Origin of the sequence: Pectobacterium sp. S5, from assembly GCF_051707265.1 — a bacterium.
Lineage (GTDB): Bacteria > Pseudomonadota > Gammaproteobacteria > Enterobacterales > Enterobacteriaceae > Pectobacterium > Pectobacterium polare.
The window spans coordinates 495468-507544 of record NZ_JAULSZ010000002.1; the positions used below are offsets into that span (position 1 = coordinate 495468).

At 49.5% G+C, this 12077-nt stretch carries 11 protein-coding genes; 8 read left to right on the forward strand and 3 right to left on the reverse strand.

All coding sequences use genetic code 11. From position 1 onward, the window contains the following. Positions 1 to 169 precede the first annotated feature (169 nt). The 6 genes from pyrC (at position 170) to QWJ20_RS11830 (ending at position 4028) form a co-directional block, all read left to right on the forward strand. Complete coding sequence (gene pyrC / locus QWJ20_RS11805) at positions 170 to 1213, forward strand: dihydroorotase (protein WP_433992605.1); 1044 nt, start codon at positions 170 to 172, stop codon at positions 1211 to 1213. 106 nt (positions 1214 to 1319) lie between these two features. After that, complete coding sequence (gene dinI, locus QWJ20_RS11810) at positions 1320 to 1559, forward strand: DNA damage-inducible protein I (protein ID WP_095699876.1); 240 nt, start codon at positions 1320 to 1322, stop codon at positions 1557 to 1559. An 88-nt stretch (positions 1560 to 1647) separates the two neighbouring features. After that, on the forward strand, positions 1648 to 1905 hold the full coding sequence (locus QWJ20_RS11815; protein ID WP_095699877.1) for a hypothetical protein: 258 nt from the start codon (positions 1648 to 1650) through the stop codon (positions 1903 to 1905). Between the two features lie 239 nt (positions 1906 to 2144). Beyond that, the gene (gene bssS, locus QWJ20_RS11820; protein WP_095994862.1) at positions 2145 to 2399 is read left to right on the forward strand and encodes a biofilm formation regulator BssS; all 255 of its coding nucleotides are present in this window, start codon (positions 2145 to 2147) and stop codon (positions 2397 to 2399) included. Positions 2400 to 2868: 469 nt separating this feature from the next. Beyond that, the gene (locus QWJ20_RS11825; protein WP_095994863.1) at positions 2869 to 3423 is read left to right on the forward strand and encodes a cytochrome b; all 555 of its coding nucleotides are present in this window, start codon (positions 2869 to 2871) and stop codon (positions 3421 to 3423) included. 29 nt (positions 3424 to 3452) lie between these two features. Continuing rightward, on the forward strand, positions 3453 to 4028 hold the full coding sequence (locus QWJ20_RS11830; RefSeq protein WP_161503050.1) for a YceI family protein: 576 nt from the start codon (positions 3453 to 3455) through the stop codon (positions 4026 to 4028). A 74-nt stretch (positions 4029 to 4102) separates the two neighbouring features. Here QWJ20_RS11830 and trhO read toward each other — a convergent pair whose 3' ends face one another. Next, complete coding sequence (gene trhO / locus QWJ20_RS11835; RefSeq protein ID WP_433992606.1) at positions 4103 to 5170, reverse strand: oxygen-dependent tRNA uridine(34) hydroxylase TrhO; 1068 nt, start codon at positions 5168 to 5170, stop codon at positions 4103 to 4105. 216 nt (positions 5171 to 5386) lie between these two features. Here trhO and QWJ20_RS11840 point away from each other — a divergent pair, with 216 nt between their 5' ends. Next, positions 5387 to 6481, forward strand: a complete 1095-nt coding sequence (locus QWJ20_RS11840; RefSeq protein ID WP_433992607.1) for an NADH:flavin oxidoreductase/NADH oxidase — start codon at positions 5387 to 5389, stop codon at positions 6479 to 6481. 259 nt (positions 6482 to 6740) lie between these two features. Beyond that, positions 6741 to 7661, forward strand: coding sequence for a Kdo(2)-lipid IV(A) acyltransferase (locus QWJ20_RS11845; protein ID WP_433992608.1), 921 nt, complete (start codon positions 6741 to 6743; stop codon positions 7659 to 7661). 116 nt (positions 7662 to 7777) lie between these two features. On the opposite strand, the gene mdoH is transcribed toward QWJ20_RS11845, so the two are convergent. Together mdoH and QWJ20_RS11855 are read right to left on the reverse strand one after the other, a co-directional pair. Then, the gene (mdoH, locus tag QWJ20_RS11850; protein WP_104213180.1) at positions 7778 to 10342 is read right to left on the reverse strand and encodes a glucans biosynthesis glucosyltransferase MdoH; all 2565 of its coding nucleotides are present in this window, start codon (positions 10340 to 10342) and stop codon (positions 7778 to 7780) included. Continuing rightward, a complete protein-coding gene (locus tag QWJ20_RS11855; RefSeq protein WP_095995398.1) occupies positions 10335 to 11837 on the reverse strand; it encodes a glucan biosynthesis protein G in 1503 nt (500 codons plus the stop codon). Before QWJ20_RS11855 ends, mdoH begins: the two co-directional genes overlap by 8 nt. Between the last annotated feature and the right edge of the window lie 240 nt (positions 11838 to 12077).

Sequence of the window (12077 nt, forward strand, 5' to 3'; positions counted from 1 at the left end):
ATCAATGAAAAGATAATGCTATCAAATGCCAATCCACAGTTAATTTCAAGCATTCATCAACAAACGGATGCATTCAAATGGCTTTGCGCTTATCCTTATCCCCCGCCGTATCAGTCCCAAAACCAACCGAAAGATGCTGTTTTTCTACTGACCGCCGGAGCGCAATTCCATGACCGCACAGCCCACTATTCTTAAAATCCGTCGCCCTGACGATTGGCACATTCACCTGCGTGACGATCGGATGCTGGAAACCGTTCTCCCCTATACCAGTCGTTTCTTCGGCCGTGCAATTGTTATGCCTAACCTGACGCCGCCGATTACCAGCGTAGCCAGCGCTATCGCGTATCGTCAGCGTATTTTGGCCGCGGTCCCGCAGGGTGATGATTTTCATCCGCTGATGACGTGCTACCTGACCGATGCGCTTGATGCCAACGAAGTCGTGAGTGGTTTTGAACAAGGCGTCTTTACCGCCGCAAAACTCTATCCGGCCAATGCCACAACGAACTCCAGCCATGGGGTGACCAGCATCGCCAATATCTCCGGTATTCTGGAACAAATGCAGAGAATTGGCATGCCGTTACTCATCCACGGTGAAGTGACCGATTCCGCCGTGGATATTTTCGATCGGGAAGCGCGCTTCATCGAAACCGTGCTGGAACCATTACGCCAACAGTTCCCTGAACTGAAGGTCGTCCTTGAGCACATTACGACGAAAGAAGCCGCGCAGTATGTTGTTGGCGGTAATGGTTACCTCGCCGCAACCATTACGCCGCAGCACCTGATGTTTAATCGCAATCATATGCTGGTTGGTGGCGTTCGCCCTCACCTGTATTGCCTGCCTATCTTAAAACGCAATACACATCAGCAGGCGCTACGTGAAGCGGTCGCCAGCGGCTGTGACCGGCTTTTCCTTGGCACGGACTCCGCGCCGCATGCCAAACACAGAAAAGAGTCCAGCTGCGGCTGTGCCGGTGTGTTCAATGCTCAGGCGGCATTAAGTACATACGCCACCGTTTTTGAAGAAATGAACGCGTTGGATAAACTCGAAGCATTCTGCTCCCTAAACGGCCCGCGTTTTTATGGCCTGCCGGTGAACGACAGCTGGATTGAGCTTCACCGTGAAACCGTCACATTCCCAGAAGAAATCGCGCTCGGCGACGAGTCGCTAATCCCCTTCCTCGCTGGACAAAGCCTCAACTGGTCAGTCCGTTAATCGACAAGCCCATCCGCATTATGCCGATGGGCTAAATTTTATTGCGCGTCTTGTTCTCCACCTGCAATAACTGTATAAATAAACAGTTTAAAATTTGGAGGTCAGCATGCGCGTAGAAATCACTCTTGCAAAGACAACGCCTTTACCCGCCGGTGCCATCGAAGCACTCAGGCATGAGCTGGAAAAACGTATTCATAAAATTTATCCCGATACCCCCATTCAGGTTCGTTATACATCCGCAAACAGCCTGACGGTAATGGGAGCTGGCAAAGAGGACAAAGATCGTATCTCTGAAATCTTGCAGGAAACGTGGGAAAGTGCCGATGACTGGTTTACGGCAGAGTAATCTAAAGCTTGAAAGATAATGAAGATATAGGCTGTAATGGCAGTTTAAAGCGGCATTTCGCCATGTGCTATGACCGAGGGTATCTGTTATGACGGTAGAAAAACCAGAAGAGGCAATGACATTCGGGGAACTGCTGGAGCTGATTGGCGAGCAACAACGCAAGATCGATGCTCTGGAACTCGCCTTTTCGTCCCTGGCATTCTGCCTTGATGAGAAAGCAAACAAGCTGATGATTCACAATCTGACACTGGAATCTCAAAATGAAAATCGGGATCCCGCAATGAAGAAATACCTTGCCCGACTTGCTGCCGCATTAGAGAAAAATTCAGGGCCTGCTGTAGAATAATGTTCGCCTGCCCTGTAACAACACCTTCGGGATGAAAGCCTATTCGTCCCGATATTTTATCTGATGCATCGCTTATCCCTTCGTCATACCTGCCTGTCTAATGTTTTTTACGAAAAATTGAAAATATTTCCCATAAATTAAATAAGCCACAGTATACTGATAATGCTTGTTTAAAAATAATGATCCACCTGAAACCTCGTTAGTCACTCATGTTAGTAACTAGTCAATAAGGGGTATTTATGGATAGAAAAAATGAAGTTATTCAGACACATCCTCTTGTAGGTTGGGACATCAGCACCGTTGACAGTTATGACGCCATGATGATCCGTTTGCACTACTTATCCACCTCGGACCAAGCACCAGATGAAGCACAGGTAGACCGGACGCTTTGGCTAACGACAGATGTTGCAAGGCAGTTGATACACATACTCGAAGCCGGTATTGCAAAAATCGAATCAACAGACTGTGACGCCAGTGATTATCGAAAACATTAGTAATTGATAACGTTATTAATATTATATTCAATACCCAATGATTTACGTTAATGACAATTGCTTTAATAACAACACCGCCTTATTGGCGGTGTTGTTATTTTAGGCTTGTTCTCATTTCTTTTTATAGCATCAATAGACTATGTCACACTCGCCTGATTTTATACTCGTTGCTTTTATACCAATAATCACCCGCTACATAATTATTCAACTAATCGAGTGTCTTTCTGGCACAATTAATTTAATTAGCCGCCATCTTTATTCATCTTTCACCTGAAAACAGGTATCAGAAATATCTATTTCTAGTAGAGAGTTTCCATAACCAAACTGAATAAATTATGAATTTAAATTCAAAAAAATTGTTCATGTTTATGATAATGTTACAATTTGAAAGTTTATATTGATTTTATGTTTCTTCCTGTTAAATTTCGCCGAATTGACTGCGTTACCGATCTGATAAGGAGTTATCACCATGCTTTGGCGTAATACCTCTTCTCGTTATGGCCATATCAGCATTCTGTTGCACTGGATTGCAGCGTTAACCGTTTATGGCATGTTCGCTTTAGGGCTGTGGATGGTCACATTAGGGTACTACAATATTTGGTATCACCGTGCCCCAGAGATTCACAAAGCGATTGGCGTGCTGTTCTTTGCCATCTTAATCTTTCGCGTGGTGTGGCGTTTTATCTCCCCACCGCCTCCGCCGTTGAAAAGCTACTCCACATTAACCCGCGTCAGCGCGACGCTGGCTCATATTGCGCTTTATGTCATTCTTTTCGCCATTCTCATTAGTGGATATCTCATTTCCACTGCCGAAGGGCATTCCATCTCAGTTTTTGGCTGGTTTTCTATTCCGGCCATTGTCAGCGGCTTGACGGATCAGGCCGATATAGCAGGCGACGTGCATCTTTATCTTGCATGGGCGGTGGTTGCCTTATCAGTGCTGCACGGTTTAGCCGCATTAAAACACCACTTTATCGATGGTGATAACACGTTGAAACGGATGTTGGGTCGCAACGTTCCTTAACTTTCTGGATTTATGGAGAAATACCAATGCTGAAGAAAACACTACTGAGCCTGACTGCAGTATCCATGCTTGCCTCTGCCGGTTCTGCACTGGCGGCAGAGTACAAGTTCGATAAAGAAGGCCAGCACGCGTTTATCGAATTCCGCATTAAACACCTCGGTTACAGCTGGCTTTACGGTAGCTTTAACGATTTCGATGGCGCTTTTACCTTTGATGAGAAAAACCCATCAGCGGATAAAGTGAATGTCACTATCAACACCAACAGCGTTGACACTAACCACGCTGAACGTGACAAGCACCTTCGCAGTGCAGAATTTTTAAACGTTACCAAGCATCCACAGGCAACGTTTACGTCCACGGAAGTGAAGAAAGACGGTGAAGATTACGATATTACCGGCAACCTGACCTTAAATGGCGTCACCAAGCCCGTTAAGCTGGATGCCAAACTCATCGGTCAGGGTGATGATCCGTGGGGTAACTATCGTGCAGGATTCCAAGCCGAAGGTACTATCAAGCTGAAAGACTTCAACATTACGACCGATTTGGGTCCAGCTTCACAGGATGTAGAATTGATTATTGCCGTTGAAGGCGTTCGCCAGAAATAAGGCGGCACTACGCATCAACAGTACACAGCCCTTTCCGTTGGAAAGGGCTTTTATATTGCACGATAAGCCGTTGTCTATTTAGCCTTATCTTTCGCTGCAGGGGCAGGAATATGCAACGTTGACTGCAATAATCCTTTGGATTTATTGAAGATTTTCATCCCATTTTCACGCCCACTGCGTATCGCCCTTTGTTCTTCCAGCGGCAGCTTCATCTCTTCCTGACACGGCGTGCTACAGCAACCTTCGTATTTTTCAGCACAGCTCGGACATTGGATAAACAGCAGATGGCATCCTTCATTACGGCAGTTAGTGTGACTGTCACACGATACTCCGCACTGATGGCAATGCGCGATAATGTCATCAGAGATACGCTCTCCCATTCGCTCATCAAACACGAAATTCTTGCCGATAAACTTCAGCGGTAGCCCCTGAGCTTTAGCCTGGCGAGCATATTCAATGATACCGCCCTCTACGTGATACACGTTTTTAAAACCGTGATGCAGCATATAGGCGCTGGCTTTTTCGCAGCGGATACCGCCCGTGCAGTACATGACAATATTTTTATCACGCGCCTCATCCAGCATATCCACAGCCATCGGTAACTGCTCACGAAAAGTATCCGACGGCACTTCCAGCGCATTCTCGAAATGCCCGACTTCGTATTCATAGTGGTTACGCATATCGACGAATACGGTATCAGGATCGTCGGCCATCGCATTAACCTGATCGGCCTTCAGGTATTGCCCGACATTCGCCGGGTTAAAGGTAGGATCGTCAATGCCATCGGCGACAATCCGTTCACGTACTTTCATACGCAATACCCAGAACGATTTCCCGTCATCTTCCAAAGCGATATTTAAGCGAATCTGATCGAGTGCCGGATGTGCACTGAACAATGCGGCTTTAAAGGCATCGAACTGATTATTGGGCACGCTGATTTGGGCATTAATCCCTTCAGTGGCAATATAAATGCGCCCGAAGACCTTATATTGCTCAAGCTGAATATACAGACGATCGCGAAAGGCTTTTGGATCGTCAATCGCAAAATATTTATAGAAGGAAACTGTGGTACGCGGCTCGGTTTCCGCAAGCATACGCGCCTTCAGTTCCTCATTAGAAATTCGGTTATGTAACACTGGCATGGTGTACGTTCCTATCTTCATTGAGGTTAGCGTGTGGCGTTCATCATCAAGCTATAGCTCGACATACTGAATCGCCCGGCATCATACCTGATAGCGCTGAAGCTGTCAGGGCATGAAATGAATAGCGTAACGAGAAAGAGTGATCTACCGTAAACCCACGACCTCTGGGATTCATTTTCGCTTTCATGAAGTATCATCATCGAAGGATCGGTCATTATGAGTCAGCTTTTCTCCCCGGTATCGCTGGGTAAACTCGAATTGCCCAACCGAATCATCATTGCCCCCATGTGTCAGTATTCAGCAGAGGATGGCAAGGCGACAGCCTGGCATACCATGCATTTAGGTAACCTGTCACATTCTGGCGCTGGGCTACTTATTATTGAGGCGACCGCAGTCTCACCAGAAGGGCGAATTTCCCCTCACGACCTTGGTTTGTGGGATGACGCGACGGAGCAGGCTCTTGCTGGTGCGGTTCACGCAGTCAAAACCTATTCAGCCATGCCTCTCGGCATACAGCTGGGGCACGCGGGTCGCAAAGCATCAACAGGCGTACCGTGGAGCGGGCGAGCATTTCTGCGCCCGGAACAGGGCGGTTGGCAAACTATTGCACCATCGGCTGTTCCTTATAATGACAGTGATGCGCCACCGCAGGCCATGTCAGAACCGCAAATCCGTGCGCTAATTGACTCGTTCGTTGACTCCGCTAAACGTGCGGATCGTCTGGGCTTTGATCTGATAGAGATTCACGCTGCCCACGGCTATTTACTGCACCAGTTCCTCTCACCGCTGACAAACCAGCGCACGGACGGCTATGGCGGCTCGCTTCAAAATCGGATGCGTCTGGTCATTGAAATTTACCGTGCGATACGCGACGTTTTCCCTGAACATAAAGCCGTCGGCGTACGTATTTCTGCAACAGATGGTCTGGAAGGCGGTTGGGATCTGGAACAGTCCGTACAGCTCAGTAAAGCGCTGCACGAATTGGGTTGTGATTTCATCCATGTCTCCAGCGGCGGGCTATCACCGTTACAGCAGATTCATCCTGCGCCGAATTATCAGGTGCCCTATGCGCAGCGGATTAAGCAAGAGGTGGGCATTACGACCATCGCCGTTGGATTGATAACCGAACCGGAACAGGCAGAAGCGATCGTTGCAACCGGTGAGGCAGACGCTATCGGGCTGGCTCGTGCGATACTCTTCGATCCTCGCTGGCCGTGGCATGCAGCCGCCAGACTGGGCGCACAGGTCTCAGCCCCTGCACAATACTGGCGTAGTGAACCACGCTACGCCAGAGGTATTTTCAAGCAGTAACGATGAATACGATGTGTCAGGCGATCCTATCGGGGTCGCCGCTTCCCCCTCTCACCACGCGGTATGCCAACAAAGGTTAAAACTCATTCTCTGAAGATGGTACGATCAAATCCGCTTTTTTGCATAAAAATCAGTCAATAACACAGCGGTAATTTGTTTTATTGGCAAAGCACCGCAATAATCTATCTTGCAGTTGACCATTAACTCGTTTTTTAACGGTTCGCGTGCTGACCAGCACCAAAACATTGATACTGAGGCCATGACACAAATCCCTTCTTTTAATCGTTCATTGCTACATCCGCGCTATTGGCTCACCTGGTTGGGCATCGGCATCCTGTACCTTATCGTTTTGCTTCCCTACCCCGTTATTTATCGTATCGGTACCGCACTCGGCTATCTGGCTATGCGTCTGCTGCCAAAGCGCGTCAAGATCGCCGCTCGCAACCTTGAACTGTGTTTCCCTGACATGCCACAGGCGGAGCGTGATGTGTTAGTCAGGAAGAATTTCAAATCTGTCGGCATGGGCGTAGTTGAAACAGGCATGGCCTGGTTTTGGCCGAATTGGCGTATCGAGCGCTGGTTTACGGTGACAGGCGTTGAACACATCCTTCCTGAGAACGAACGGAAGCAAGGGGTACTGCTCATCGGGCTGCATTTTTTAACATTGGAACTCGGTGCGCGAGTTTTTGGCATGTACAATCCGGGGATCGGCGTCTATCGTCCGAATGATAACAAGCTGATTGACTGGTTACAGACGTGGGGAAGAATGCGGTCTAATAAATCCATGCTGGACAGAAAAGATCTGAAGGGCATGATTCGCGCTCTCAAGCAGGGCGACATTATCTGGTATGCCCCAGATCATGATTATGGCCCACGCAGCAGCGTATTCGCTCCTCTGTTTGCCGTAGATAAAGCAGCGACAACCCGCGGTAGCTACATGCTGATAAAAACGGCACGCCCGGCAGTCATCCCTTTCGTGCCTCGCCGACTGCCTGACGGCAAAGGCTATGAACTACTGATCCAGCCAGCGGAACAGGATGCACCTGTAGATAATGAAACTACGACTGCCGCTTGGATGAACAACGTGGTTGAACGGAACATTCTGCTCGCACTGGATCAATACATGTGGCTGCACCGCCGTTTTAAAACGCGCCCGGAAGGCGAACCGTCCCTTTATTAACGAATGCACTCCTGTAGTTTCGGAGCTGCGACACCTTATGACAGACGAAAAAAAGCAACGGCATTGATTGCCGTTGCTTTATCTTTCACACCACTAACTTTCTACACCACAAGCAGTTAGCTTTTGATATGAGGTGCGGGAAGTTTCTGGTAAGACTCAACCCACGCAGCATACGTTTCCGGCTTTTGCCACACATGGTAGTGCAGGCGCGAGATCGTTACAGGATCGCTAAGCAACGCCAAGCGCTGATTATTGCTCACTTCTTCCGGCTTGCGATTCAAGGCATCACGCACATTCTGCTCACGTACGTCTTCAATCGCTCGGCTGAAGCGATGGCGCGCCGTCGCCATTGCACTGGCAAGGGCGTTAATTGACGGATCAAAGACAGCCTGCATAAACCCGTTATCGAGTCTACGCTGGTGGTTCAACCGGCAATATTCATCCGTAGCGACCAGTTCACGCGGCGGATTAAACTCTTCCGGTATCATCAACAGCTTGGCACGCTTACAACCCAGCCCCAATGACGCGCGGCTCGAATAAACCGAAACGAACGGCGACAAAATCAGCGAGAAGACAATCGGAGCCAGCCACCACAGGAAGCGCAGATCCAGCCATGCCATGCCAATCGCCCAGACCAGACCCAGAATCAACTGAGAACCGTGGCGCACAAACGCCTCACTCCACGGGGTCGCATCGTCGTCACGCTGTGGAGAATTCCACTGTACCGACCAGCCGAGAAACGCACTGACAACAAATACCGTGTGGAACAGCATTCGAACCGGTGCCAGCAGAACCGAGAACAGCATTTCCAGCAGCAGAGAAAGGAATACCCGGACAGCGCCGCCGTACTCTTTTGCCCCTTTCGCCCACACCAGAATCACACTCAACAGTTTTGGCAAGAACAGCAAGACCAATGTCGTCGAGAAGAGCGCGATAGCCAGTTCCGGCCGCCACTGTGGCCAGACGGGGAACAGCTGCCGGGGCTGCAAAAAGTACTGTGGTTCCATCAGCGTATGCACAACCTGTAAGGCTGTAGAGAGCACCAGGAACATAAACCACAGCGGTGCAGACAGATAAGACATCACACCAGTAAGGAAAACGGCACGGTGAACCGGATGCATACCTTTAACCAGGAACAACCGGAAATTCATCAGGTTACCATGGCACCAGCGGCGGTCACGTTTCAGTTCATCCAACAGGTTAGGCGGCAGCTCTTCATAGCTTCCCGGTAGGTCGTATGCAATCCATACGCCCCATCCAGCACGGCGCATCAGCGCAGCTTCAACGAAGTCGTGAGACAGAATCGCACCAGCGAATGACCCCTCACCCGGCAGCGGTGCCAAAGCACAGTGCTCGATGAACGGTTTAACGCGGATAATGGCGTTATGTCCCCAGTAGTGCGACTCACCCAGTTGCCAAAAATGCAGGCCCGCGGTGAACAGCGGCCCATAGACACGCGTTGCAAACTGCTGGCAGCGTGCATATAGCGTATCCATGCCCGATGCTTTCGGCGAGGACTGGATGATACCGGCGTTCGGATTTGCTTCCATCAGTCTGACCAGAGACGTCAGACATTCACCGCTCATCACGCTATCGGCATCCAGAATCACCATGTAGCTGTACTGGTTACCCCAACGGCGGCAGAAATCATCGATATTACCGCTCTTACGTTTGACGCGACGGCGACGGCGACGATAGAAGATACGCCCTGCTCCGCCAACATCACGGCACAGCTCCATCCAGGCTTTTTGCTCTGCTACGCAGATATCAGGATCGTTACTGTCACTCAGGACGTAAATATCAAAATGCTCAAGGTTGCCCGTCGCTTCAACCGATTCATACGTCGCACGTAATCCTGCAAACACGCGTTCTACGTCTTCGTTACAAATCGGCATGATTAACGCCGTGCGATGCTCGGGATTCAGCGCCTCGTTACCCACTGTCGTGGAAGAGATACTGTATTTATCTCGACCAATCAGCAGTTGCAGGAACCCCATCAGCGCGGTCCAAAATCCGGCCGACACCCAACAGAACAGCACCGCGAACAGAACGAGTATGCCGCTTTGCAGCACATAAGGCAGCAGTTGCATCACCGAGCGCGTCCACGGCTGACCCGCCATTTCAAACGGATCGATCAGCGCCCACCCCTGATAAGGAAGGATGGTTTTCATGTACCAGGTTGCGATCGCCGTCTGGAACAGCGTCAATGCCAGCAGAATATAGCGACGGATCGTCCCCACCAGACGCCAGCGGTTTTCGGAAATTTTCTCTTCCGGGCTGTAATGAGGGCGAGGCGGCACGGTACGGCCCAGCAGACTTTCCCACCAGCGGATCAGTGGGTTCGTTCGCCAGACATCAGGGAACATCGAGGCGCGGGTAATAACAGGCATCGCTTTTAATGCCGTCCGCCCTTCCCTGTCTGTGCCGAGTTGCTTACCGTTGTCCAGACCATCAGCCCAGGCCATTTCAAGACGAGCCTGCACGGAATGCAGCGCAACATCGTCTTCTGCCTGAACATTGACCTGACGACCTTCAGACTGGCTGCCTTCAGACAACGCCTGATGCAAAACGGCCTGATCGTTCCAGGCCGCTTGCGGTAATTTTTCGCGAAGAACCTCTGCCTGCGGAGCAGGCAGAGGTAGTTTCTCAATATAATCGAGAGAAGAAGTTGACTTATTCATTAGCAGGCAGCTGATTGCTCCAGGTTTCAGTCAATGTCGTCTCGCCATTAACCAACGCAGCTCTCATTTCGGTCGGCTGTTTCGCATCCTTCACACGCAAACGCAGCGTCAGACGCCAGCCATGAGTTACCGGGTTATAGCGAACATTATTTTCTACAATCTCGCCGTTGTCGCCAATGCTGACCTGAGAGGCTACCGGAGCGTTCTCATCCAACTCTTTTAAATTCGGTCCAACAAAATCCACAATGTAAGCGATCGTGCCGTCAGGCTGGCGGATCAGGTTAGATTGTTTAACATCACCGGCAGAACGGCGAGTTTGTTGAACATAGGCAATGTTCGGGGAGTGCAGTTGATCTTCGTCGCGCGTAAAGTGCAGACGATATTTAATATCCAGCGGTTTGCCCGTTTCAGGCAACACATCCGGCGTCCAGAAAGCAACGATGTTGTCATTGGTTTCATCCGCGGTAGGGATTTCAACCAGTTCAACTTTCCCTTTGCCCCATTCGCCTTTCGGCTCAATCCAGCCGCTTGGACGCAGATCGTAACGGTCGTCAAGATCTTCGTAGGCAGCAAAATCACGGCCACGCTGTAGCAGACCAAACCCTTTCGGATTTTCTACCGCATACGTGCTCACGGACAGATGCTTAGGATTATTCAGCGGACGCCAAATCCATTCGCCATTACCGGCATGGATTGACAGACCGTTAGAGTCGTTCAGCGCTGGACGATAGTTCAGCGTTGGTGACGGCTGATTCGGCCCAAACAGATACATACTGGTCAGCGGAGCGATACCCAGCTTGCCCACTTTATCACGCAGGAAGACTTTAGCCTGAACATCTACGACGCTGTCACGACCTGGATAAACGGTAAAACGGTAAGCCCCTGCGGCACGCGGCGAATCCAACAGCGCATAAATCACCAGGTGTTTATCATTTTGTTTTGGACGTTCAATCCAGAACTCACGGAAGCGCGGGAACTCTTCACCAGAAGGCAAAGCCGTATCGATAGCCAGACCACGGGCGGACAAGCCATAAATCTGGCCTTTACCTACCACACGGAAATAACTGGCACCCAGCATGCTGACGATTTCATCGTTCTTATCTGCTTTATTGATCGGATAGAGAACTTTAAAACCGGCAAAACCGAGATTTTTAACCGTTTCAGGATCGTGATTAACGGAACCAAAATCAAAATACTCAGGAGAGTATTTAATCTCATCAACCGTTGTCGCCGTCACTTCATTAATTTTTACCGGCGTATCGAAATACATGCCCTGATGGTAAAACTGGAGCTTGAAAGGCGTCTGTACATTATTCCAGTATGATTTATCGTTATTGAAACGAATCTGCTGATAGTCCGCAAATTTCATATCACGGAATTGCGCAGGCAGATTACTTTTCGGCGCTTCAAAACCCTTTTGCGCCAGCTTTTCAGCCTGCTGTGCCACATCATCAATAGAAAATGCCCAAGCAGGCACTGCGCTTACAGACAGCATAACGGCGGCGGACAGCCAGCGAAGGCTAGCAACCCGCTGTTTAAACCCAAATTTATTATCCAGCACAGCTCCCCCTGTTGGTGTGCTTCAATCAACTAAAATCCATATTAATGGATAAGTTAGCTTTCCGACAACTTGATAAAGATATTGTTCATCATAATAGGTCAGCGTTTAAACAACGAGAACGATAAAGCATGATAAACCGGGTTGTAAAAATGGAAAACAGCCACGGACTATAGC